The 24985-nt window shown below is 31.3% G+C and carries 30 protein-coding genes; 20 read left to right on the top strand and 10 right to left on the bottom strand.

Translation table 11 applies throughout. From position 1 onward, the window contains the following. Window positions 1-131 precede the first annotated feature (131 nt). From CDLVIII_RS19395 to CDLVIII_RS19375, 6 genes are all read left to right on the top strand, one after another. Window positions 132-2849: a sensor histidine kinase KdpD gene (locus CDLVIII_RS19395; RefSeq protein WP_009171169.1), complete on the top strand. Its 2718-nt coding sequence runs from the start codon at window positions 132-134 to the stop codon at window positions 2847-2849. Beyond that, a complete protein-coding gene (locus CDLVIII_RS19390; protein ID WP_009171168.1) occupies window positions 2839-3537 on the top strand; it encodes a response regulator transcription factor in 699 nt (232 codons plus the stop codon). Before CDLVIII_RS19395 ends, CDLVIII_RS19390 begins: the two co-directional genes overlap by 11 nt. Before the next feature lie 216 nt (window positions 3538-3753). Next, window positions 3754-3879 (top strand): hypothetical protein, encoded by a 126-nt coding sequence (locus CDLVIII_RS32625; protein WP_009171167.1) that lies wholly within the window; start codon window positions 3754-3756, stop codon window positions 3877-3879. Between the two features lie 137 nt (window positions 3880-4016). After that, entirely contained in the window at window positions 4017-4496 is a 480-nt protein-coding gene (locus tag CDLVIII_RS19385; RefSeq protein ID WP_009171166.1) for a GNAT family N-acetyltransferase, read from the top strand. Between the two features lie 85 nt (window positions 4497-4581). Next, window positions 4582-5127, top strand: coding sequence for a GNAT family N-acetyltransferase (locus tag CDLVIII_RS19380; RefSeq protein ID WP_009171165.1), 546 nt, complete (start codon window positions 4582-4584; stop codon window positions 5125-5127). Window positions 5128-5149: 22 nt separating this feature from the next. Continuing rightward, window positions 5150-5671 (top strand): cysteine hydrolase family protein, encoded by a 522-nt coding sequence (locus CDLVIII_RS19375; RefSeq protein ID WP_009171164.1) that lies wholly within the window; start codon window positions 5150-5152, stop codon window positions 5669-5671. Window positions 5672-5710: 39 nt separating this feature from the next. On the opposite strand, the gene CDLVIII_RS19370 is transcribed toward CDLVIII_RS19375, so the two are convergent. Continuing rightward, window positions 5711-6631 (bottom strand): ketopantoate reductase family protein, encoded by a 921-nt coding sequence (locus CDLVIII_RS19370; RefSeq protein WP_009171163.1) that lies wholly within the window; start codon window positions 6629-6631, stop codon window positions 5711-5713. A 347-nt stretch (window positions 6632-6978) separates the two neighbouring features. Between CDLVIII_RS19370 and CDLVIII_RS19365 the strand changes: the two genes are divergently transcribed. The 4 genes from CDLVIII_RS19365 (at window position 6979) to CDLVIII_RS19350 (ending at window position 9829) form a co-directional block, all read left to right on the top strand. Continuing rightward, the gene (locus CDLVIII_RS19365; protein ID WP_009171162.1) at window positions 6979-7488 is read left to right on the top strand and encodes a DUF2975 domain-containing protein; all 510 of its coding nucleotides are present in this window, start codon (window positions 6979-6981) and stop codon (window positions 7486-7488) included. Between the two features lie 10 nt (window positions 7489-7498). Further along, window positions 7499-7720, top strand: a complete 222-nt coding sequence (locus tag CDLVIII_RS19360) for a helix-turn-helix transcriptional regulator (protein WP_009171161.1) — start codon at window positions 7499-7501, stop codon at window positions 7718-7720. Window positions 7721-7815: 95 nt separating this feature from the next. Beyond that, entirely contained in the window at window positions 7816-9162 is a 1347-nt protein-coding gene (locus tag CDLVIII_RS19355) for a radical SAM protein (RefSeq protein WP_009171160.1), read from the top strand. Between the two features lie 61 nt (window positions 9163-9223). Next, window positions 9224-9829: a hypothetical protein gene (locus CDLVIII_RS19350; protein WP_009171159.1), complete on the top strand. Its 606-nt coding sequence runs from the start codon at window positions 9224-9226 to the stop codon at window positions 9827-9829. Between the two features lie 279 nt (window positions 9830-10108). On the opposite strand, the gene CDLVIII_RS19345 is transcribed toward CDLVIII_RS19350, so the two are convergent. The 6 genes from CDLVIII_RS19345 to CDLVIII_RS19320 all read right to left on the bottom strand — a co-directional run bounded on the left by CDLVIII_RS19345 (window position 10109) and on the right by CDLVIII_RS19320 (window position 13179). Beyond that, entirely contained in the window at window positions 10109-10429 is a 321-nt protein-coding gene (locus CDLVIII_RS19345) for a hypothetical protein (protein ID WP_009171158.1), read from the bottom strand. A gap of 147 nt (window positions 10430-10576) precedes the next feature. Continuing rightward, window positions 10577-10843 carry a hypothetical protein gene (locus CDLVIII_RS19340; protein ID WP_242835766.1) on the bottom strand — a complete coding sequence of 89 codons (267 nt, stop codon included), beginning with the start codon at window positions 10841-10843 and terminating at the stop codon, window positions 10577-10579. A gap of 229 nt (window positions 10844-11072) precedes the next feature. Continuing rightward, entirely contained in the window at window positions 11073-11837 is a 765-nt protein-coding gene (locus CDLVIII_RS19335) for a class III extradiol ring-cleavage dioxygenase (RefSeq protein ID WP_009171156.1), read from the bottom strand. A 163-nt stretch (window positions 11838-12000) separates the two neighbouring features. Next, complete coding sequence (locus tag CDLVIII_RS19330) at window positions 12001-12414, bottom strand: hypothetical protein (protein ID WP_035301850.1); 414 nt, start codon at window positions 12412-12414, stop codon at window positions 12001-12003. Continuing rightward, the gene (locus tag CDLVIII_RS19325; protein ID WP_186005511.1) at window positions 12411-12686 is read right to left on the bottom strand and encodes a hypothetical protein; all 276 of its coding nucleotides are present in this window, start codon (window positions 12684-12686) and stop codon (window positions 12411-12413) included. The genes CDLVIII_RS19330 and CDLVIII_RS19325 overlap by 4 nt, the downstream gene beginning before the upstream one ends. Before the next feature lie 22 nt (window positions 12687-12708). Beyond that, window positions 12709-13179: a MarR family transcriptional regulator gene (locus tag CDLVIII_RS19320; RefSeq protein WP_009171155.1), complete on the bottom strand. Its 471-nt coding sequence runs from the start codon at window positions 13177-13179 to the stop codon at window positions 12709-12711. Between the two features lie 94 nt (window positions 13180-13273). Between CDLVIII_RS19320 and CDLVIII_RS31485 the strand changes: the two genes are divergently transcribed. Then, entirely contained in the window at window positions 13274-13474 is a 201-nt protein-coding gene (locus tag CDLVIII_RS31485; RefSeq protein WP_186005510.1) for a hypothetical protein, read from the top strand. 404 nt (window positions 13475-13878) lie between these two features. On the opposite strand, the gene CDLVIII_RS19315 is transcribed toward CDLVIII_RS31485, so the two are convergent. Beyond that, window positions 13879-14808 carry a 2-dehydropantoate 2-reductase N-terminal domain-containing protein gene (locus tag CDLVIII_RS19315; RefSeq protein ID WP_242835765.1) on the bottom strand — a complete coding sequence of 310 codons (930 nt, stop codon included), beginning with the start codon at window positions 14806-14808 and terminating at the stop codon, window positions 13879-13881. A gap of 117 nt (window positions 14809-14925) precedes the next feature. Here CDLVIII_RS19315 and CDLVIII_RS19310 point away from each other — a divergent pair, with 117 nt between their 5' ends. Next, on the top strand, window positions 14926-15504 hold the full coding sequence (locus CDLVIII_RS19310; protein ID WP_009171153.1) for a TetR/AcrR family transcriptional regulator: 579 nt from the start codon (window positions 14926-14928) through the stop codon (window positions 15502-15504). A 137-nt stretch (window positions 15505-15641) separates the two neighbouring features. On the opposite strand, the gene CDLVIII_RS19305 is transcribed toward CDLVIII_RS19310, so the two are convergent. Both CDLVIII_RS19305 and CDLVIII_RS19300 read right to left on the bottom strand, forming a co-directional pair. Then, complete coding sequence (locus tag CDLVIII_RS19305) at window positions 15642-16433, bottom strand: EFR1 family ferrodoxin (protein WP_009171152.1); 792 nt, start codon at window positions 16431-16433, stop codon at window positions 15642-15644. Window positions 16434-16939: 506 nt separating this feature from the next. Next, on the bottom strand, window positions 16940-17782 hold the full coding sequence (locus CDLVIII_RS19300; RefSeq protein WP_009171151.1) for a nitroreductase family protein: 843 nt from the start codon (window positions 17780-17782) through the stop codon (window positions 16940-16942). Window positions 17783-18180: 398 nt separating this feature from the next. Between CDLVIII_RS19300 and CDLVIII_RS19295 the strand changes: the two genes are divergently transcribed. The 8 genes from CDLVIII_RS19295 (at window position 18181) to CDLVIII_RS19260 (ending at window position 24886) form a co-directional block, all read left to right on the top strand. Next, complete coding sequence (locus tag CDLVIII_RS19295) at window positions 18181-18618, top strand: GNAT family N-acetyltransferase (protein ID WP_009171150.1); 438 nt, start codon at window positions 18181-18183, stop codon at window positions 18616-18618. 16 nt (window positions 18619-18634) lie between these two features. Then, window positions 18635-19066 carry an EamA family transporter gene (locus CDLVIII_RS19290; RefSeq protein ID WP_009171149.1) on the top strand — a complete coding sequence of 144 codons (432 nt, stop codon included), beginning with the start codon at window positions 18635-18637 and terminating at the stop codon, window positions 19064-19066. Window positions 19067-19207: 141 nt separating this feature from the next. Continuing rightward, entirely contained in the window at window positions 19208-19666 is a 459-nt protein-coding gene (locus tag CDLVIII_RS19285) for a nuclear transport factor 2 family protein (RefSeq protein WP_009171148.1), read from the top strand. Window positions 19667-19961: 295 nt separating this feature from the next. Further along, the gene (locus CDLVIII_RS19280) at window positions 19962-21200 is read left to right on the top strand and encodes an ISL3 family transposase (protein WP_009167586.1); all 1239 of its coding nucleotides are present in this window, start codon (window positions 19962-19964) and stop codon (window positions 21198-21200) included. Window positions 21201-21388: 188 nt separating this feature from the next. Next, entirely contained in the window at window positions 21389-22321 is a 933-nt protein-coding gene (locus CDLVIII_RS19275; protein WP_009171147.1) for a helix-turn-helix domain-containing GNAT family N-acetyltransferase, read from the top strand. A 65-nt stretch (window positions 22322-22386) separates the two neighbouring features. Continuing rightward, entirely contained in the window at window positions 22387-22875 is a 489-nt protein-coding gene (locus tag CDLVIII_RS19270) for a GNAT family N-acetyltransferase (RefSeq protein ID WP_009171146.1), read from the top strand. 47 nt (window positions 22876-22922) lie between these two features. Then, complete coding sequence (locus tag CDLVIII_RS19265; RefSeq protein ID WP_009171145.1) at window positions 22923-23867, top strand: AraC family transcriptional regulator; 945 nt, start codon at window positions 22923-22925, stop codon at window positions 23865-23867. A gap of 245 nt (window positions 23868-24112) precedes the next feature. After that, window positions 24113-24886, top strand: coding sequence for an EFR1 family ferrodoxin (locus CDLVIII_RS19260; protein ID WP_009171144.1), 774 nt, complete (start codon window positions 24113-24115; stop codon window positions 24884-24886). Window positions 24887-24985: the final 99 nt, after the last annotated feature.

The raw sequence follows: 24985 nt of genomic DNA, 5'->3' as shown, positions 1-24985 counted from the left end.
CTTATTATTAGAGAATATATAATTTCATTAGGCAGAAGGCGCAATCAAAGAAATAATAAAACAGTATGCAGGGCTATTAGTTTCTTTCATGTGCCTAAGATAAAATTAAAGAAATGTTAGGAGTGATTTAAATAGATATAAATGAAAGGCCAGATCCACAGTATCTTTTAAATCAAATAAGAAAAGAAGAAAATGAGTCTTCAAGAGGAAAATTAAAAATATTTTTTGGCTATGCAGCAGGTGTTGGAAAAAGTTATGCTATGCTAGTGGAAGCTCATGATGTGAAAAGGCTTGGCAAGGATGTAGTAATTGGTTATATAGAACCACATGCAAGAGCAGAAACTATGGCTTTAGTAAATGGAATTGAGAATATAGGTGTTAAAGTTATTAATTATAGAGGGATAACTTTAAAAGAATTTGATTTAGATAAAGCATTAGTTAGAAAACCTGAGATAATACTAGTAGATGAACTTGCCCACACTAATGCTGCTACTGAAAGGCATAGAAAAAGATGGCAGGATATAGAGGAACTTTTAGAGGCAGGAATAGATGTTTATACGACTTTAAATGTTCAGCACATAGAAAGTTTAAATGATATAGTTGAAAGTATAACTCATATTGCTGTAAGAGAAACAATTCCAGATAAGGTATTTGATGATGCTGATAAGGTTGAGTTAATAGATATTGAACCAGATGAGCTTTTAAATAGATTTAGTGAAGGAAAAGTATATAGCAGGGAACAGACAAGAAAAGCCTTTAATAATTTTTTTACTAAAAATAATTTGTTTGCTCTTAGGGAGATTGCTCTAAGGAGAACAGCCGACCGGGTAAATTATGAGGTAGAAAGTGTAAGATTATCAAAAAGTCAGATAACCGTAATGCCAACATCAGATGTAGTTCTTGCATGTATATCTCCTTCGCCATCATCTGCCAGGGTTATAAGGACAGCAACAAGAATGGCTGAAGCGCATCATTCAAAGTGGATTGCATTATATGTTGAAGGTACAAAATCTAAAAATTTAGGTAAAGAAGATAGAGAAAGGTTAAATTCTCATTTTAATTTAGCTGAGCAGCTTGGTGGAGAAGTAGTAACTGCATACGGTGATAATGCGGTTGAGCAAATAATTCAATATGCAAAGTTTAGAAATGTAACTAAAATAATTATAGGTAAAAATCATAAAAAACCAAATAATTTATTTCACTTTTATGCAAAAGATATTGTTGATAAACTCATGGAATCTAATTCCTATATAGATGTATATGTTATCCCAAATTCAACTTTTGACAAGAAAAGAGAAAAGACTATAAAAAAGAATAAATATAGCTCTAAGATATCAAAAAAAGAAACTTTAATAGCAGTTGTAATAATGTTAATTACTACAATAGTTGCATTATGCATTGATTATTTAGGATTTAGCGCTGCTAACGTTATTATGATTTTTATATTAGGGGTTATTATTGTAAATATAAAGACAAGGGGATACATCTTGGGCTTTATCTCCTCAATTGTAAGTATACTTTTATTTAATTATCTTTTTACAGAGCCAAGATATTCTTTGGAGGTTTATGATAAAAGCTATATAGCTACTTTTCCTATAATGTTAATAGTAACTTTTACAATTGGGACTCTTACAAGCAAAATTCAAAGGGAAGCACTTAATTCTTCGAAAAGAGAAAATATAACTCAGATATTATATAGAGTAAGCAGGAAATTGTTGAGTGCAACTGGAACAGCAGATGTTGTAGGTATAGGAATAAAATACTTATCAAGGCTCCTTGAAAGAACTGTTATCTGTTACTTGGGACAAGAGAATAAGCTCTCCACTCCATTTATTTATACTGCAACTAAAGGAGAGAAAGACAGGACTTTACTAAGTAAGGATGAAGAGGCAGTTGCTTATTGGACATTTTTAAATGATAAAGAATGTGGAGCCGGAACCAATACCTTTCATGGAGCAAAAGGATATTATATGCCCTTAAAAAGTCATGGGAAAGTACTAGGCGTATTAGGTGTTTCCTGTATTAATGGACCTTTAAAGCCAGAGCAGAAATTTATTTTTGAAACAGTTGCAAGTCAGATTTATATTGCATTAGATAGAGAAATTTTAGCTGAAATCCAAAAGAAATCTAATTTAGAAATTGAAAGTGAAAGGCTTAGAAGCAATCTTTTAAGATCAATATCTCATGATCTTAGAAGCCCACTTGCAGGTATCAAAGGTTCTGTGAGCACCATTATTGAAACAGGTAATCTTATATCTGAAAAAACTAGAGGAGAATTACTTCAGAGTGTTTATGATGATACTGAATGGCTTATAAGGTTAGTAGAAAACCTGCTTAGCATGACAAGATTTGATGGCGGAGATATGAAAGTTAAAAAAGATACAGAGCTAGTTGAAGAAGTGGTGTATGAAGCAGTTCAAAGAATTTCAAAACGTTCGACTGCTCATGAAATAAAAGTAACAGTTCCAGAAGACGTAATAATGGCGCCTATGGATGGAAGTTTAATTGAGCAGGTACTCATAAATTTAATTGATAATGCTATTAAATTCACACCTAAAAATTCTTTGATTGAGGTTAAGGTTTATGAAAACGAAAAAGATATTATTTTTGAAGTAATTGACAACGGCACTGGAATAGCAGAAGATATATTGCCACACATATTTGATAGATTTTTCACCAATGGAGATAAAATATCTGATTCAAGAAGAGGTGTAGGTTTAGGTCTTGCAATTTGTAAATCTATAGTTGAAGGTCATGGAGGAACAATTACAGCTGATAATAGAGAGAGCCAAGAAGGAGCAATTTTTAAATTTAATATTCCAAAGGAGGGGAATAGTGATGGACAATAAACCATATATCCTTGTTGTAGAGGATGATAAACCAATAAGAAATTTTATAACGGCATCCTTAAAAGCGCAGGGTTTTAATTATATAGAAACAGATAAGGGAGCAGAAGCTATTGCACTATCGATATCTCATAGACCCGATTTAATAATACTAGATCTAGGACTTCCAGATATGGATGGTATTAATGTAATTACAAAGGTTAGAGAATGGTGTAAAACTCCAATAATAATTGTTTCTGCAAGAGAAAATGAGAGGCAGAAAATAGAAGCCTTAGATAAGGGAGCAGATGATTATTTAACAAAACCCTTTGGAATAGGAGAACTATTAGCAAGAGTCAGGGTATCATTAAGACATAGTGTAACAACAAATAATGAAACGAAAGATATAGGGGTTTTTAAAGTTAAAGATTTAGTTGTAGATTTTAATAAAAGAAAAGTGACTATAAATAATGAAGATATACATCTAACTCCTAACGAATATAAAATAATGGCTCTTCTTTGTAAGTTTCCTGGAAAGGTATTAACTCATAATTTTATAATTAAGGAAATCTGGACTTCTCCAGTAGGAAACGAAACTCAGTCTCTTAGAGTTTTCATGGCAAGTCTCAGACGAAAAATAGAAAAGAATCCAGCACAGCCACAGTATATTTATACGGAAGTTGGAGTTGGATATAGATTAGTAGAAGATTAGAAAAGCAACTATAACTTAGACTTAAGTGGTAAATTACCGAAATCATAAATATTTTATATAAGTTGGTTTTATAATTTGTTTATCTATATTTTAGAAATATAGTAAAGGAAAATATAAAGAAGCATAAAGTTTATTCTTGGAAATTAAATAATATAACATATAAAAGCATGGTATAATTAGGAAGTCAGTATTAGAAAATTTAAGGGGGAATATATAATGCATATTATGACTATTATGGCCTTAGCTAACTTAATTCCTTTAGCTATATTGTGGGGATTAGGAGTTTACACATTAATTTTGTTAATAAAAGCATTAAAAATATATATTAATAAAAATTCTTAGTAGCATTATAAACCATACTTTTAAATTAAAACATATTAGAATCGTATATATTTTTGTTACTATATTAAGGCAAGTATGACAATAGTGGATAATTTCATGTAAAATAATATTTAAACTAAGGAAAGGATAATTAATGCATGGATATAAAAATAATATCTTCAGAAAACAGAAATCAAATTAATGAATTTATAATGTTACATTGGTTCTCTACAGATATGGTTGTGAGAGGTGAAATTGTTGACATGAGATCAATAGATGGATTTGCTATATATGATAATGAAGAAATTATAGGGCTCGTGACTTATAGAGTAAAAGCTTCTGAGTGTGAAATTATGTCATTAGATAGCTTGAGGGAAAGGCAAGGTACTGGAACAGTTCTTTTAAATAAAGTTATTGAAGCTGCAAAAGGAGAAAATTGCTCAAAAGTAAAGCTAATTACAACTAATGATAATATCAATGCTTTAGGTTTTTATCAAAAGCGAGGCTTTGATATGGTAAATTTATATCACAATGCTTTAAATGATTCAAGGAAGTTAAAGCCATCAATTCCTTTGATTGGGGATTTTGGAATCCCTTTAAGGCATGAAATTGAGTTTGAGATGAATCTGGATAAGTGATTATTATTTTGAGAGTTTATGTAATACAAGCTCTTATTTTATGTTAAAATATAGTAAAGTTTTATTTAAGTAGGATGTGGTAAAAGTGATATTAGAAACTAACAGATTAATTTTGCGTCCATGGAAAGAGGAAGATGCACAAGAGTTATATAAATATGCGAAGGATCAGAATGTAGGACCTTCTGCAGGATGGCCGGTACATACTGATGCTGAGAATAGCCGCCAGATTATTGAAGATGTCTTATCTAAAAATGAAACTTATGCAGTTGTATTAAAAGGTAAAAATTCACCAATTGGTAGTGTAGGACTAATGATTGGTGAAGACAGCAATATAGCTATAAACAAGTATGAAGGTGAAATTGGTTATTGGCTTGGTGTTCCTTATTGGGGACAAGGTTTGATTCCGGAAGCAGTTAAGGAGCTTATGAGACATGGTTTTGAAGATATTGGTCTCAAGGTTATTTGGTGCGGATATTATGATGGAAACGAAAAATCTTGGCGTGTTCAAGAAAAATGTGGTTTTAAATATCATCATACCAAAAAAGATGTAAAATTAGAGCTGATTGATGATATTAGAACAGAGCATATTAGCTGCATCACAAAAGAACAATGGCTTAGTATTTATAAATAATGAATTTGAAGGGGATATAAATATGGTTTTATTAGTAGTTGATACACAAAAATTAATAATAAATGAAGAATTATATAACTTTGATACCTTTGTAGCTAATGTTAAAGAATTAATACATGAGGCTAGGAAGAATAATGTTGAAGTAATATATGTACGTCATGATGATGGAGCTGGGAATGAATTAACAAAAGGCAATGAGGGGTTTGAAATATATGAAGGGTTTAAACCTATGGCACAGGAAAAGATATTTGATAAAACGGTTAATAGTGCCTTTAAGGAATCCGGATTATTAGAATACTTAACAGATAAGGGAGAAAAAGACGTAATAGTCATAGGGCTTCAAACAGACTATTGTATTGATGCCACTATAAAATGCGGATTTGAACATGGATTTAATATTATAGTTCCAGCATATGCAAACACAACAGTTGATAATAAATTTATGTCATCAGAAGAAAGTTATAAATATCATAATGAATTCATGTGGAATGGTAGATATGCAGAATGTATTTCATTAGATGAAACAATTAAAAGAATGAAATAATTATGAAGCGGAAAGCACACTAGTTGTAGTGTGCCTAAATTAAAAATGACTTTCCATTTCCTTAATTTTATCATACAGCATTTGATTTGTAGGGGAAAATAAGCCGTACTTTTTACCTAATGAGAGTACGGTACCTGCAAACAGTTCAACTTCACTGTAGCGTTTAGCCTCTAAATCCTGTCTCATAGATGGTTTCCCCTGAGGGCTAAGGCCTTCTAGAACTTGAAGCCAGTAGTCTAGGTCAGCTTGTGTTAAACAGACATTTTCCTTTTCTGATAAAAGAAGTACTTCTTTCATAGCGGATATCATAGTATCTCTTGCAGGTCCTTCCTTCAATATACCGCCATAGTCGCATTCATAAACAGCTACAGTCTGATTGACACCTACATTTAGCATGAATTTACCCCAGAGCCTTTTTTGCATGTCAACGTCAACGTCATAAGGAAGGCCTACTTTTTCAAAAAATTGTGCTACAGCCTCTACTTTTTCTGATGAATGTATTCCCGGTTTAATATCACCAAAGCAAATCATTCCCATATGTTCATAGGTAAGTTTATTACCAATTTTAACTGCATCCATTCCTTGAGCCACGCTATAGAGGATATTATCCATACCAAAAGCCTGTCCGATGATTTTCTCACTACTGATCCCATTAAGAAGAGACATAATAATAGTATTAGGTCCAACTTGTTTTTTTACAGTTTGTATAGCACTTACTAATCCGTCAAACTTTACGGAAAATATCAGTAAGTCTGCAGGATCGCAATTTACTTCCGGTGTTACATAGTTAAAATCACAGATTTCTCTGTTGCAATAAACATGTTCTGATTTATATCTGTAAATTCTTTCAGAATCAGCAATAATTCTAAGATCATCTTTGGCCATGTGCTTGGAAAGGTGGTTCCCAAATAAAATACCTAGCGCGCCCAAGCCTATAATAGATACTGTTTTAATTTCCATAAACTCTTCCTCCTGTGGTTATTTATACTTAATATTATACTATACCAAGGTTATGAGAACAACGTCCTGTCAACATTATAAGCTGAATTGTGGTAATGCTCAAAAATGGTAAAGTTATTAAAAATATGAATGAAAGTTAGTTGGAATTTAATTAGTAAGAGTTTATATAATGTAAGATCTTATTTTAAAATATAATCTTTTAACAGTATGTAGTATTAATTTAATAACTTTACCAAAGAGGGGAATACTTACTATGATGAATATATTATATTTTGATAAAAAATTATTGTAAAACGATAAATGATTTGCTATTATATTACTGATAATAAATAAATGAGGTGCTTTTTATGAAACTAGAGACAATACCATTTTTTAAGAAACTAGGAACAACACTATTTTTAAAAATAGTAGTTATATTTATTGGAATACCAGTTCTTGCTTTGTGTATATTTTTGATTCCATATATAGGGAATTATGCGGCGGATTTGTATCCGAATATTGCTTGTATGAAATATCTAGTTTTAATGGATTTATATGCAACGGCAATACCTTTTTACTTGGCTTTATATGAGACTTTTAAACTTTTAAGCTATATTGACAAGAACAAAGCTTTCTCAGAATTATCTGTAAAGGCTTTAAAGAATATAAAATATTGTGCAATCACATACAGTAGCTTATATATTATAGGCATGCCACTATTTTATCTCATAGCAGAAGTTGATGACGCTCCAGGTATTATATTAATTGGATTGGTCTTTATTTTTGCGGCAATTGTAGTTGCAGTCTTTGCAGCTGTACTCCAAAAGCTTTTAAAAGAAGCTATAGATATAAAATCAGAAAATGATTTAACGATTTGAGGTGGATAACATGGCGATTATAATAAATATTGATGTGATGCTAGCTAAAAGAAAAATGAGTGTGACAGAACTCACGGAGAAGGTTGGAATAACAATGGCTAATCTTTCTATCCTTAAAAATGGAAAAGCAAAGGCCATTAGATTTTCGACTTTAGAGGCAATATGTAAAGCCTTGGATTGTCAGCCTGGCGATATTATAGAGTATAGAAGTGACATAGATACTCAAAAATAGAACAAACTTAATTATAGATGATGAATTACATATTTTATACTGCAATTATAATTTTTTTCTAAGGAGTTTCGTCTAATAATTTGAGGAGGTAATATATGAAGATTAAATTAATTCAGCCTGCAATGCTGCCGAGACCTATGGATACAAAATTAAAAACAAGAATGTCTCCTTCATTAGCTCTACTCACAATAGCAAACCTTACGCCAAAGGAACACCAGGTTAAAATTGAAAATGAAAATGTTGAAAGGATAGATTTTAATGAACCTGTAGATTTGGTAGCTATAACTGTTACTGTTGATGTTATGAATAGAGCAGTAGAAATAGCAAAGGAATTCCAAAAACGTGGTATAACAGTAATTGCAGGAGGAATACATATAACAGCAGATCCAGAAGGAGCTGTTAACAGCTTTGATTCAATAATAGTAGGAATGGCTGAGAGAGCTTGGGCAAAAGTGCTTAAGGATACAGAAAATAATTCCATTAAAAAGGTATATTATGATATGGAGAATATGGAAGGGAAGGAAATAGTATCACCTAAGTATGATATCATTAATAATAAAAAGTATTTATATACAAATATAATTAGTACAAGCAGAGGCTGTCCTTTTAAATGCGATTTCTGCTATAATAGCTGTACAAATACCCTTAAAACTTATATTAATAGGCCCATAGAAGATGTAATTAAAGATATTAAAACTCTAAAAACAAAACATATTATGTTTATTGATGATAATTTTATTGGAAATCCAAAATGGACCAAAGAACTATTAAAGAAAATAAAACCCCTAAAGCTCAAATGGAATGCAGCAGTTACTTCTAATATAGTGGACATGCCTGAATTGTTAGACGAAATGAAAGAAGCTGGATGTCAAAGTCTTTTCGTAGGTTTTGAAAGCATAAATAGTAAATCGATAGAAAGTGTTCATAAAGTTCAAAATAGTGTAAAGAGATATGAGAAGCTTGTAGATGAAATTCATAAAAGGGGAATAATGATAAATGCAAGTTTTGTTTTCGGATTAGACGAAGATGATGCATCTATATTTAAGAGTACTCTAGAGTGGATAGTTAAAAATAAAATAGAAACAGTAACTTCACATATAATGACACCGTATCCTGGTACAAAGTTATACTTAGCTTTATTAGAGGAAAATAGAATAGTAGATTATAATTTATCTAATTATAATACTTCCCATGTTGTATATAAACCAAAGAATATGACAGCAGAAGAATTATATAATGGATATTTATGGATCTATAAAGAAATATATACGTTTAAAAATATAATGAGAAGGCTTCCAAAATCTAAAAAACAATGGATTCCCTTTTTAGCTTTTAATTTTCTTTATAGGAAGTTTGGAAAACTAACTGAGTTATTATGCAGCATAGTTTCTTTTGAAGTTATAGGAAGATTTTCTAGATGGGTTGCCTATAGAATAAAATAAGTAAATGAATAATTTTGATACCTTTATAGTAAATGTTAAAAGTGTATATTTGGAGGAAATAATGAGTGAAGCACGTAAACCACTAATTTTTAGTGAATATAAAGATGTATTTGAGGTAATTAAAAATTTATTAAAAGATAATGAAAAGCTAGTAATAGCAATTGATGGACGATGTGGCGGGGGAAAGAGCTCTTTAGGAACAATGCTTACAGAAGAGTTTGACTGCACACTTTTCCACATGGATGATTTTTTTCTGCCTTTTGAGATGAAAACTTCAGAAAGGTTAAGCAAGGCTGGTGAGAATGTTCACTATGAGAGATTTGAGGAGGAAATATTAAGGCCTCTAAAAAATAATAAGCCTGTAATATATAGGAAGTATCTATGTAATAAGTGGGAGTTTAGCCAGCCTATTAAAGTAAAAACTAAGAACTTAACCATAGTTGAGGGAAGCTATAGTCTTCATCCTGCCTTAAGAAATTATTATGATTATAAAATTTTTATAACTGTTGATCCAAAGGTGCAGTATGAGAGAATTCTAAAACGTAATGGTAAGGAAAAGCTGCAGGATTTTCTAAATAAATGGATTCCCATGGAGGAGCATTATTTTGAAGAACTGGATATTAAAAATCAATGTGATTTAATACTTGATACTACAATGATAAAATAGATGAAAAGTTTATAATATTGAAAGAAACACTACTAGTTTTTAGATCTTTATGTAGTGTTTTTTTATTTGCCTCTTATAGAAATAATAGTTTTTTTTGATTATTGCTTACTATGAAATTATAAATTTTATAACCTATAAATGTACCAATTATGCTCACAAGTGTTATGTCTAAAATTATTATGTCTACAACATAAATATTAATAAAATGAAGTAATATTTGTAGAAAATATATAGTGTATAAATTTAACGTAATAAAAAAAGACACTTTAAAAGTGCCTTTTATGACAATACTACGCTTCCGGTTCCATAAATTATAAGTGAATAGTCATAATTAAGAGGCGGTAAAACCTGTTGAGGAATATCAGGGCCTAATCTTACTAGTGCATGTATAGTTTGGCTAGCATCAATAACTATAATGATAGCTTTATCGTTAGGAGAGGTCATTTTTGCAGTAATAGGACTGCCTATCAGCAAATTAGTATCCCTTGCATTATAAATACCTTGAGTTAGTGTTCTAGTTTGCTCAGCAAAAGCGTGTATGGTATTTAGGTTAAGAAATAAAACTGAAAGAATAGAGAATATAGCAATAAATCTTTTCATTAGCTTAACCACCTTAAAAATTATTATTATCGAACTTAAATGTACTGTTATTATGTGAAATTAAGGAATAAATATTCATAAAACTGTAGAAATTGTATATAAATAAAAAGATCCTATAAGGTGTCATTTAATAAGGAACTGCAAGTTTTAGTAAGGGAACGTTAGCTCTCCTTTACCCAATATTACAACTCTATCAGAGCTTCTAATAGTTTTAAGAGGATGTTTTATTGAATGAGGTTCTAATGATATTGCTTGTTGTATCTTTTGATCAGAATCGAATACAATAATGAATCCGTTATAATCAGAGACATTTTGAACATTATACGAAACATTTTCTAATAATCCTAAGTCGTTTATATTATAAAAACCTTCCTTAAATCCTTTTTGTTGTGCTACACTGGTTATCGTATTCATACTAAGTGACAGAAATAAAAAAATAGAAAATATAGAAAAAATTTTTTTCAATTTATAATCACCCTTTATAATTTAATACTGAAATAGTTGAAATCCCTCATCTTTATTTTGTGAAAGTTAAAAGAATATATGCAAATATAAATAAAAATTTAATAAACAATTCTAAAGTAAAATAAAAGACACCTATGAGGGTGCCTTCCATTTTTATAAAACATTCAGTTGAAAATATCTAAAATTCATAACAAAGATAACTTAGGTTCCCTAATTGATAATTTCTAAAGATAACTTTAGGGGTTAATTTTGCACTGCTGCCTAAAGCTATAAATAGTGGGACAAGATGGTCTGCAGTTGGAACTGCAAGGCTTGCATTAGGAGCATCTTCTCGATAGTTATTGAGGGCACTAAAATCTTTGCTTTCTATTTTTTTAATCAACCAGTCATCAAATTTTTTAGCCCAGGAATCAACAGTATCCTTATCAAAATCAACTAATCTTAGATTATGAACTGTATTTCCACTTCCAAGAATCAAAATATCTTCTTCAACCAGTTCCCTAAGAGCACTACCTATTTTAATTTGAGTATCAATAGGAAGAGTATAATTTATAGAAACTTGAACAACTGGTATATTAGCTTCTGGATAAAGATGCTGTAAAAGAGTCCATGCACCGTGATCTAGGCCTCTTGTCAAATCTGTTTTTACAGCAATACCTGAAGTTATTAACTTTTTTTGAACTTTTTTTGCAATGATGCTGGAACCTTTTGCAGGATATTTAATTTTATAGAGTTCTTCCGGAAAGCCATAAAAGTCATATATAGTATCATAGGTAGAATCAGAAACAGAAATGGTAAGTGTTTCAGTAGTCCAATGAGACGTAAAAACAACTATAGCTTTTGGACTAATAGAACGTCCAAGACCATTTAAAAACTTAGTATATGTGTTTTGCTCAATTGCCATCATAGGTGAACCGTGAGCTAGAAATAAAGGTTTAATCATAAAGGACACCTCCAAATATTTTTATTAGATTAAATATATTGCATGAACAATTATTTAAGGATGAATGATTTCTAAAAGAAATCAGCAGTAATTGACTATTAGTATGAATCCTTGCAATATATAATAAGTTGCAAGGATTACCTTACATTAAGTGTTAATGTAACTAAACTGTAAATTTACTCTGCTCATTGATTAATTTTTTTGTCATATCATTCAAAGTAGCAGCAGTTGATGCTACATCATTAGATAGATTGTGCATTTCATCAGTAGAAGCAGATATTTCCTCAGCTATGGCAGATGTATTTTCAATTTTATCAAGAATATCTTTCTTTTCAGCATTTATTTCTATAGCCGACATATTTACAGCTTGTACTTTTGGAATTATAGCTTTAATAACATTAAGTATATTTTCAAATGAGTTTAAGGTCTCATTTATAATGTTAACTTGATTGTTAAGATCTGCATTCATGTTATTTGTATCTTCTGTTATTATATTAGTATCATTAGAAATATCAGATAGTAACTTACTAATATTCTTCGATGATGACTTTGTTTGTTCTGCTATTGAATTAATCATTTGGCTTCAGCCTTTAAAATTTCCATTAATTTATAGGGCTCATCATTGTTTAATGAAGCAATTTTGGCGGCTACTTCCAGTGAATTTAATTGATTGTCTAAATTGGCCTGAATCGTATTAGAAGCCTGGATAGCTATTTCTGGTAATGTCTTTGTAATATTTGATACTAAAGCATTAGAAGCATTAATATAAGAAATAATCCCAAAGCCACTGCTTACAACTAAAAGTAATATACCTATCAAAATAATTAATTTTGCTTTTATAGTTTTCATAAACATAATTAGATCAACTCCTCTATATATTTTTCTTATCTGAATATAGATCACGCATTTTTACAAGCAAGTTTTGAGCTTTTAATAGTGAGTGAGATAACTCAATTATTTCTTCTTCAGAAAGAACATTAAATCTTTCTAAAAAAGTATCTTCTTCATTTGCAGCAATAGATGAAATAAGATTTAATGCTTTATTTGATAGGGATAAATAAATTATCCTTTTGTCTTCTTCATCTTGTTTTTTTATTAAATAATCAAGATTATATAAAGTATTAATACTTCTACTTGTATTAGGTACAGATATGTTTAATTTTTTACTTATTCTTGAGACTGTAGTCTTACCTTCAAAATGAATAAAATTTAATATTTTGGAGAAGAGAGGAGTGATTTCTGTATTAGTTAAGTCTGGAATAAGATTCATAAATTCAGCATTAAATAAGCTGTAAAAGTTCACCATATTTAAAATTAATTCTTGAGCATCATTTTTAGTCATATAAAATCTCCCTTAATAATCATTATTGTTTAAAAGTATTCTACCAAAATAGTTATCATTCGACAACTGTTTTTTGATTTAATTTTAGATCTGCATGATATTTAAAATTTTAAATGTAAAAAAAATGGCGGCTTTTTTTCTAATGGGATTCTTAGTAATGACCTTTTCAAGTATGACCTTAGTTGGATTAACTCTACTAGGAATTAGTTTGGCATTAGTATATTTACAGATTTCAAATATGCTTGATAAAGGAAATAGAACAAGAGTTAAGAGAGAGTCCAAAGGAAGAACATGAATATGAAAGAAAGATAAAAATAACCAAAAGAGACTTAAGAAAAGTATTCTGGAGAAGTTAATTTTATCAATTGTCTTGGAATTATGAACGTCTGCAAAATCTTTGCTATTGTTATTGTATGATGCCGATTCTAAGAAAATTATATAGGACAAAAGAAGAGTTAGAGATAGTATTAACCATTCTAGTATACTGGCTGCTCCATAAAAAAGTGTCGCCTCTTATTTGTATGATTAGCTTAATGATATTCGGAATTGCTGCATATGCCTTGGGTATTTTAGGAATATAATGAAAAATTTTATTATATTCCTGCCATACAAAAAGCCCTCGAGAATATGAGAGCTTTTTACAATTAAAGGCATTATAGTTATTTTTAATATAGTTTATATTTAACCTAGCTGCAGAGCTTAATGAATTGCCTTATGGAACAGCTCGTCCAATAACAATATTTCTGCTTTTGCGCTTACAGCATGGTTTCCAAGCAAAACATCTATGGTAAAATCATTGCTTAGCATCTGGCGGTACATGGCGATAATATCGTTTTCTGGCAATTCTACCATTAACTTTGTTTCTTGTGGGATTACTGGAATTCCTGCATTAGCTACAGTGTGTAAATTTTGCTTTAATTCTTTGGCAATCTTAAGTAAAGTGCTTTCACTATTTGCTGTTTCTACATCCATTACACCAGTATTAGTATAAAAATGTTTAATAACTATAGCGGACGCCGTATGGGAAATATGGAATGCTTTAATATTTTCTTGTATTTCATAATGAAGATTCGATGCTTCAAATATATGAGAAAGATCTTTCACTCTTTCAGTAATTTCTCCAGTTATTTCACCGAAAATTGTTCCTTGATGCTTTTCAGAACCAAACTGGGCGTACAGAATACCATCTTTTATGTCGCCGCCTGCACCTGGAAATCCAGGGAGTAATCTATCACCTACAATTTCAAGCCAGCGGTCATATCCAATAGTATTGGTTAAGGTAATAATAGTTTTACTATAATTATTCTTAATTGCAGACAGTGCAGTTTCAGCTTGATCATAACGCACTGGAACAAAGATAAAATCGTAGATATCATCATCTTCTAGCTTTTCGATGGTCTTAATTGATATGTTTTTTATGATTCCATTATCGTTATAGCGCAATCCATCCCTTTTAAGAGCTTCAAGTCTTTTTCCTCGAGCTAATAATGTAACGTCAAGTCCTGACTGTGCAAATCTAAGTGCATATATACTGCCAACAACACCGGCACCAAATATTAAAATTCTTTTTTGTTTTATATTCAATATTATCATTCCTCTCAAGAAATTAGTTACACGTTGTCTAAGCAACATGTGTGTGATATCATCATAATACGGTACTATTATGATTACAACCAGCAGATTAAATGAAAAGTTGCTTAAACAACAGATTTTGAAATTTGATGTTTTAGAAAGGAAGATTACAATATGATAAATCAAGATGATCCAAGGGTTTTGCGCACGCGACAATTAATAAAGGAAGCGTTTAGTACTTTGCTACAGAAGAAAGGATTTGATGCAATTACTATAAAAGATATCGCACAAAAGGCTGCTATTAACCGTGCTACCTTTTATGCTCATTATGAAGATAAATATGCTTTGTTAGAAGATATTATAGAACAGGCTTTTAATAAAATGTTTCCTGAGCAAATTCTGGATGCTCAGGAGTTTACAGATGAAATATGCAACAAGTTAATCATAATGACGTACAATTACATATTAGCTTTTTATAAGACATGCAGAATGGATTCTAAATCTATTGCAACTCTTGTTGACGAGAAAATAAGAAATATGCTTAAGCAAATGTTAGAAAGCATATTTTTGAAAGGGGATACCTTTAGAACAAAAGATAACCTTAATATAAAGATGATTTCAGCTATGACATGTTCAGCCATTTATGGAGGTGCATATTCCTGGTTTAAGGATGGTGAAAATGATCGAACTGATTTGCTTGTAGATATTGTGAGACCTTATGTAATGAAAGGGTTGGATATGTATCGAAAGTAAGATGAAAGTTAAAAAATAAAACCAAAATTCGATTAAATGTGAAAACCTATGCTAAAACTAAAATTAAAACATAGGTTTTTTGTTATAAGTTTTTTATAAAGTAATTTGAATTATTTTTTTGAATGTTGACAGATATTTCAGTCATTTACATTTGGATGCAAGTAATATTGTGAAATAACTTTATGACCAATATCAGGATGTGTATAACGCCCTCTATCTTGTGTCTTATTTTCGTAATTGATGGCTCGCTTTGGACAGTGTTGAATGCAGGCCATACAACACTCGCATTCTTGATGGAATACAGGTTTTCCCTCCTCTAATGTTATATTTTTTGCAGGGCAAACAGCCTGACATATCCCACAGGAAACACAATCATTGTTCACATTATAGCTACTATTGCTGCTATGAATCATAGCTATAAATGTATCATATTTCTCTTTATCAGACGCATCTAAGCTTGGAATAGGCATATGCTCTTTGGCAACAATACTATCAATTACTGGTTTGGTATTAATTTCAGCCATTTTTAAAATGTCGTTGACTTCTGTAGGCATGGGATATCCTGTTACCGCATTAGGGTACGAAATAATTTTGGCACCATAGTTCAACTGTAAACCTCTCTGCTTAAGTAAATTGTCCATTTGTGAAATAACAGCACCATTGTTTCCAGCGTATGTCGCTACACAAAAAATGTAAGTATCACTTAGATCCGAAAACTTCATTTCGTGGACAAAGTTTGCCACCATTGATGGTGGACCTCCAGCATAATTGGGAAAAACAAATCCTATACGTTCATAACCAGAAGGTATCTCTAATAGAGTGTCCTTGTAAATTGCAACAAGTTCGCAATTTGGTAATGCTTTTTCAATGTCTTTTGCAACTTTAAGACTGTTTCCTGTACCAGTGAAAAAATAAATTCTATTTTTCATACGTATTGCTCCTTGTATTTTTTGTTGATTTTTTTGCACTAATTGAGATTGCTATCTGATTATAATCCAATTATTACAAATGGAATCTATATTCCAGATATTAATATTATACGGAATATAAATTCCATTTGTCAATATTTAATTTTTCGAGTAAACTAAATTAAATTAAAAGTATTTCCAAGGAAGCTATAGATAAGCATTTTGGGTGGCTTGCACAGTTTACAATAAGTGATAATCCAACGTCCAATGCACTTACACAAAAGTTGTTAGGTTGGAAACCTGAGGGACCTACACTAATTTCTGATTTGGAAAAGAAATAAATTCAATGAAACCTTCCTGATTCCTCATTTTCTAGGCTTTTTTTGTTAAAAAATTCTATATTTTCTTGTACAATAAAAAACGGTCGATAATAAGTCGGCCATTTTTTATATAATTATTTGAATTATAGTCACATTCTAATAATATAAAATTATAAATTAATGCAAACTATATAATTTATTTCTGTATTATTTTCCCCAAGTAATTCTCAATAGATTTCTATCTACTAAACGTTTATAGGTGTATTTGGGGAATCCTACCATAAGTCCTCCTGTAACGCACATATTTTCTGGCAAGTTCAAAATATCAAGCAATGGTTTATAACCAGAATCGGCACAAGCGTTAAAAAAACCAGTAATGCATGTCCCGAGACCAATTGAAGTCGCATAAAGTTCAGCATATGCGAGTGAAAAGAGCGTACTGTCGTGACCGGTTGATGAAGAGTTTTTATTAACTATTGGTATAACTAGACATGGAGCATCACGCAGTACAACATCTTCACCAGTCTCACGGTAACGGGCTACGTGTGCGGTAAATGGTGCTTCATATGGTGATCCGGCAAAAGGCGGATTTTTCAATGCTTCCTCTAACCAATCAATTGAAACTGATGTGATTTTGCGTAGTGTGTTAGGGTCATCAATTACATGATAGGAAACACCTTGTGAATTACCACTTGTTGGTGCAAATCTAGCAACATTTAAAAGCTGCTCAATTTTTTCTCGAGGGACTGGTTTATTTTGAAACTCCCTAACAGAACGTCTACTGCGGAGAAAGAGAGCAGCAGTGCCTTCATCAAGAATTGGTGCTTTTTCTAGCGTTACTTGATTTACTAACGGTGTTTTTATATTATCAAGTGCCGATGAGTGACAAACAGCCACACAGTGACCACATGAGATACAAAATTGTCCTACTACTTTTGGTCCGTTTTCATCCATCCCTATAGCACCAGTTGGACAGACTTTGGAACAACTTCCACATTTAGTACATTTAGATTGATCAACCTGTATTAAATCTCTATTATCTTTTTCCATAATACATTTCCTCCTTGAGATGATTATATAGTTATGAGTTACATGATTAAAAATGTGTAACTTGTGATTATAATATATCATAGAGCGTGATATATTACAAGTTATTAAATATGTAATTTATAAAGAATATTCTTTATCATATTTTCATTGTAAAAATGAAGTCTATTTTTTTATGGCTCTTAAAATATTATTTATATATAGTAAACCACAGCTTCGACATATTTCTACTTCTCAATATGGTTGAAATTATTTATGGAAGTGTTATAATAGGTACGAAAATAAAAAAGCTTTATTTCTTTGTCGCCGGATAAAGATAATAATAAGCGTTTAAGCATCACACCGCAGGCCTTTGAAAGTGTGATATTTAAACGCTTTTGTTTGTTTTAAGGAGGATTGTTATGTTAGAAGAAAATAATTTTATAACTGTTAAAAATTATAATTCATTGTGTGAAGAAGCAAAATATATTAGAACAGAAGTGTTTATGAAAGAACAAGGATTTAAAAATGAATTTGATGGATGGGATAATAAAGTATCACATGTAGTATTATTTATGGATGGAAAAGCAGCTGGTACTGGAAGATTATTGCCTGGAGAAAAGAAAAGTATTTTTGTTATAGGCAGAGTGGCAGTATTAAAGAAGTATAGAAAGCTGCATTTGGGAAGTGCAATCATAAATGAATTAGAAAAGTTAGCGAAAACATCGGGTGGATTAAGTATTGAATTGTCAGCACAATGCACTGCACAAGGTTTTTATGAAAAATTAGGGTATGTTGCAAGTGGAGAACCATATTTAGATGAATTCTGTGAACATATTCATATGGAAAAGCAATTATAATGAGAGGAGATTGATCATGTCATTTAAGTATATTATTCCGATTATTATAATTATTGTATCTAATGTTGTTTATCATGTTACAACTAAGAATATACCAAAAGAAGTAAATTCATTTTTATCATTAGCAATAACTTATATGACGGGGATGATTGTAGCTGTAGCAATGTATTGCGTGACATCTAAGCAAAATAATATTTTAACTGATATACATAAAATAAATTGGACAAGTTATGTTGTTGGATTAGCAATTGTAGGGGTGGAAATGGGATTTCTTTATATGTACAGATTAGGCTGGGATATTAGTAAAGGTTCACTTATTACAAGTGTGTCATTGGCGATATTATTAATTATTATTGGTGCTTTATTTTATAAAGAACATATTGGCTTATATCAAATAGTAGGAATTGTATTCTGCATAGTAGGTTTGATTTTTGTAAATTTTAAATAATATCATATTAGATACCTTAAAAATGAATATTGACACCGGAATGATGATTCCGTATAATGTGAATTATAAGCGGAATGATGGTTCTGTTTATCTAAGGCATCGTTCCTGTAGCTTAAATAAATTATAAAGAAGGGAAAATACATGTCTGATATGAAAAATACTAAATCAATGGATGGCCAGCCATTGGATGAGCAACATGATTTTATGGGAGCCGCTGAAGTTTTTGAACAAATGCTTCAAATGTACAAAGATGGGAATCCTCAATCTTTGATTGAACTAATGGCTGAAGATGCAGTTATGGAATTTCCGTTTGCTCCACCTGGACGACCACAGAAGGTAGAGGGAAAGAACAATATAATTAAGTACTGCCAGGCAATTATGGAAAACGTCACAATCACAAATTTTACAGATGTTGAGATACATCGAATGATTAATCCAAACTGTGTTGTAGTAGAAATGACAGGTCACGGAATCATGAGAGCAACTGGAAATGCTTATGAAAGGCGATATATTGAGGTCTGTCACACAAAGAATGGACGAATCCAACTCTTTAGGGATTATTGGAATCCTCAAGAATCTCCTAGTACTAAACAAGGATAACGAGAAAATTGATTAAGGAAAATAAACATAGCGGAACCGCTTGCTTCGTGGTAGGCAGTTGAGATGCTAGAAATAGAGCATAAAGTATACGATAAGCAGGGAGCGGCCATAAACCGCTCTTTTTGCTTTTTAATATTTTGAACTTTTGATTTATTTGTAGTTAAATTTATATATTTTTTATGGCTCAACACTAAAAACTGTGCTTGACATAAAATAATTATAAAATTAAATGAAAAATGCATTCAAATTCCTGTATTCTATAAGTGACTAATCCAATAGAATTGAAGGAGTTTAAATGCAATTACAGGATATCACTAATATATTAAATTTACAAGGAATAAATGTTATCAATTTTATCTATGGTTTTGAAGATAGAATTTGTATTGAAATCCAACCTACAGAATATACTCAACCTTGTCCGTGCTGTAAGAGTTTTAAAATAATAAGACGAGGCTCATCTGGAATTAGAAGAGTAAGGCATCTTCCTATATTTCAAAACGAGGTAATATTAAAGGTTCCTAAAATAAGAATGTCCTGTAAGGATTGTAATGCCTCTTTTTCATGGCAATATTCATTCCTGACTGGAAAGAGTCGTTATACTAATGAATTTCAAGAGTTTATTGCAACTAAAGTACCAGGAGCAACGGTTATTCACTGTGCTAGAACATTGAAAATACCATATTCTACAGTTGAAAGAATATATAAAAATTATATTGACTATGTTGTTCCACAATTGCAAGCAAAAGTTATATTAGAAAGTTCTAACACTAACAAGCTTATACTTGGAATGGATGATTTTGCTATAAGGAAAGGACATAGTTATAATACTGGAATTCATGACCTTCGTAACGGAACATTACTTGAAATAATTCCAGGAAGAAAACTTGAAGAGCTTAGAAGTCATAAGACTGTAAATCCAGAACTTTTTGAGCTCCGACCTTTTGCTATAGTAATGGATTTGGCTCCATATTATCACACATTTGCAAAAGAAGTATACCCAGATGCTATACGTATTGCGGATAGGTTTCATGTTAATAGCTATGCTATGGAAGCTCTTAGAGGCGTAAGAAAACGCATAAGTTGTGATTTAACTCCTGCGGCACGGACAGTATTGAAAAGAAATAAATCAGTACTTGAAAAACGGAATGAATATCTTACATCAAAAGAGGTTGAGATGCTCCAGCAGTTGTTGTCATTATCACCTGACCTAAAAGCAGTATATGAGTGGAAAGAGGAACTTATTGAGTGGTATGACTGTTGTTCAAGTGTTATACAGGCAACAAATGTATTTGATAAATGGTGTAAAAAAGGACATTCACTAAATATACCTGAGGTAGAACGTGCTTTGGTTACTTTTGAAAACTGGAGACAAGAAATAATTAACTATCATCATTGTAGATATACCAATGCCGCTGTTGAAGGTAGAAACGGTAAAATTAAAGCAATTCAACGCAGACACTATTTTACAAGGAATAAAGACTACTACAAAGGAAGAATTTTATTAGAATGTAATAACCATTTCTTGACAGCTTAAGCTGTCAAGAACATATTTTGATGTTGAGCCTTTTTTATAGTACAAAATTTAATGGCTAGCTTTTAAACACTAAATAACTTGACAAAAGCAACTAATATAATTGACAAAAGCAACCAATATTATTATAATTTCCTTAAGCAGTGAATTTGAGTAGAATTTCAATACAAATGGTAGGAGGGCATTTTCATATGAACAAAAATCTTAAAAATAGAATTAGTATTATTAGACGTTTTAATCGCTATTATACAAATGTATTAGGGCTGTTAGATCAGCATATTTTAGAAAGTGATTTATCATTATCAGAAGTACGAGTTTTACATGAAATTGAAAAAACTGATCAATGTACATCAAAAATGTTGTCAGATATTTTATGTATGGATGCAGGATATTTAAGCAGAATATTGAAAAAGTTTTATAAAGTAGGTTTATTGGTAAAAGAAAAATCCGCTGAAGATGGTCGGGCGCAGTATTTATACCTTACATCAGAAGGAAAAGAAAAAATGGATGAATTAAATAATAGTTCAGATGAACAAATTGCTGAAATTATAAAACCATTAACAGAAATTGATAAGAATTGTTTGGCTCAGAATATGACCTCAATAGAAACCATTTTAACAGATGGTGCTAATATTAAATTAGAGGATATTACTATCAGTACAGACGTACAGTCTGGGGATATAGGATATATTACATATATGCATGGATGGATTTATGGAGAAGAATATGGTTATTCTACTGCTTTTGAAGGATATGTAGCTGAATCATTTCATAAATTTTTACTTAATTACAATTCAGACAATGACCGTTTATGGTGTGCTAAGCATAATGGAAATATAATAGGCTGTATTGGTATAGTAGGTCAGAGAGAACGTGCTCAACTTCGATGGTTTTTGATTGATCCACATTACAGAGGGATTGGTCTTGGAATGAAGTTATTACAAGAGGCGCTAAATTTTACCAAAGTGAAAAAATTTAAGAGTGTTTATTTAGATACAACAAGTGACTTAGATAAAGCAATTAGTATGTATACTAAGGCAGGATTTATAAAGATATCAGAAAAGGCTAATAATTCATGGCGAGAAGATTTAATCGAACTTGAGTTTGAAAAGGAATTGCAATAAGAGAATAAAAAAATTCGACTTGAGATTTAAGTATATAAATAGTAAATTTGAAAGGGGCTTATTATATGGAAATAGAAGTTAAACTTGCTTATGACAATACTAAAGAAATTAAAGAATTATTTTTTGAATATACAGAAATGCTTGTGAAAAATAATCCAAGTGTTGCAAAATACTTAGAACTGCAAAATTATGATTCTGAAATTGAACATTTAACAGATAAATATGGATTGCCAAATGGTAGATTATATATAGTAAAAGTTAAAAATCAAGTAGCTGGATGTATTGGTTTAAGAAAAATAGATGATGAAAACTGTGAGGTAAAGAGATTATATGTTAGACCTGCCTTCCGTGGACGTAAGCTTGCAATTAAGCTTATAGGAAAGATTATTGATGATGCAAAAGAAATTGGTTATAAAAGTATGCTTTTAGATACGCTACCTTTCTTAAAAGAAGCTATACATTTATATAAGAAATTAGGGTTTTATGAAATTGAGTCATATAATAATAATCCAATGGATACTTTAATTTATATGAAATTAGATTTATATAGATAAATTACAATTCGTAGAACGAGATATAGAAAGGAGTTGTTTTTGAAATTATGAATATGCTAGAAGAACATACGATTGCCAGAAAATCCAGTAATAGCGAGGTGGAATTTGAAGAAGAGATATCTAGGCTAGCACATTTGATCTATACTCATAGTCCATATGATGGTAGTTTTAATCAGCGTATTCCAGGTTTGCATGTAAACCGTTATTCACGAACAGAGGCGGACATAGTAAAAACCTTCCAGTCACCTTTTTTATTACTTGTTGTACAAGGGGAGAAGGTCGTTACGCTCGGAAAGGAGATTTATAAGGTGGGGAGGTCACGTATGCTTATGTTCCCCGTTGCACTTCCTGTTGCATTTCAGACTACACAGGCCAGCCCTTCTGAGCCATTCCTTAGTGTAGGGCTAGAATTAGATCCAGAAAGGATTGCAGAATTGACTCTAAAAGCATATCCACAGGGATTACCTCCAATTGACAAACCCAGAGCGGGTTATATAGCTGATGCTGATTTCGGTATTATAAATGCAGTTAAGAGACTAATTGAGTGCCTGGCAAATCCAGATGATACTAAGTTGTTTGCTCCACTTGTATTAGATGAGATTTTGCTAAGGGTCCTTCGCAGCAACATCGGTGCTAACATTGCTGAAATTGGCTTTGAAAATTCTAGTGTGCAGCGAATTGCTAAAGCTATTGACTGGCTCCGCGATAATTTCTCACAGCAGATAAAAGTTGCAGATTTATCTCAACTGGTGCACATGAGCGAATCATCGTTTTATGAATATTTTAAGTTAGTTACATCATTGAGTCCATTGCAATATCAAAAAGCTCTGCGGCTTCATGAAGCAAGGCGGCTGATGGTATCTAGTTCAATGGATGCGACGACTGCATGTCGGATGGTGGGATACGTGAGCGATTCGCAATTTAGTAGAGATTACAGTCGATTTTTTGGAAATCCACCAAAGAGAGATGTCATCAGTTTGCTTCAGAAATAGGAAAGTAATAATGATTTAATCATATTAGCCAGCTATATTTTCCTCACATGCGCTTAAGAAAGGCAGATGCGTAAAAAAATCTCCGGCTCCACAGTCTCCTGCAATTTTTGTTATGGTGGTTGGAGTTGGAGACATTTCTGGAGGATTAGGCAAGAATTAACCTGGAACAGGCAAATATCATGGAGTAAGTCAGATTAAAATAAATTTATAGTTTTATTATTCAATTGTTTAGGAGGTATATGAATATGAATAAGACAATTTTTTATTTTTCAGCAACAGGAAATAGTCTGAAGACCGCTCTTGATATAGCTAATGCTTTAGGAGACACTGATGTGGTGTCAATCCCAGAAGCTGGAATGAATTATAATTGCAGTAGTGAAGTAATAGGATTTGTTTTTCCTGTTTATTCGTGGGGACTACCCAATATAGTATATGACTTCATAAAAAGCTGCAACTTTAATAAAAATGCTTATTTCTTTTCAATAGTCACTTGTGGGGGGGCTATTGGAACATGTTTGAGTAATGTTAACAATCTGCTTAAGGAAAAGGGTGCATATTTGCATTATGGTTCTAAGCTACGTTTTTTGTCAAACTACATATTGATGGTAGATATAAACAATGATAAACTAGACAAAAAGCTTGCAAAAGCTGATAGTCGACTTGCTGTGATCATTCAAGACATTAAGAATAGAAAAGAAGGCAAAATAAAAGACAGTTCAGGTATTCTTTCAAATTATTTTAAGAATACACATGAGAAGGCAAGTGCAAATTACAAGTCTACAGATAAAGATTATAGCATTTCAGAAAGTTGTACAAAATGTGGTATTTGTGTTTCAGTTTGTCCAGTAAAAAATATTGAGATTATAGATGAAAAAGTAATGTTTAAGCATAACTGCGAACGTTGCCTTGCGTGTATTCACTGGTGTCCCCAAAAGGCAATAAATTATAAAGATAAGACTCAAAATAAGCAACGCTACCATCATCCAAAGATAAAATTATCTCAATTACAATCCAGATAATGACCATTAAGCTTTTAGTTAGACTGTAGCCAGATTTGTGTAAAAACAAAATCTAGTTACAGTCCTTTTTCATGATTATATAGTGAATAATTTTTAGAT

The sequence above is a fragment of the Clostridium sp. DL-VIII genome, assembly GCF_000230835.1.
GTDB lineage: Bacteria > Bacillota > Clostridia > Clostridiales > Clostridiaceae > Clostridium.
The sequence above is the reverse complement of the archived record's forward strand: the minus strand, read 5'-3'. Positions and strand labels throughout refer to the sequence as shown.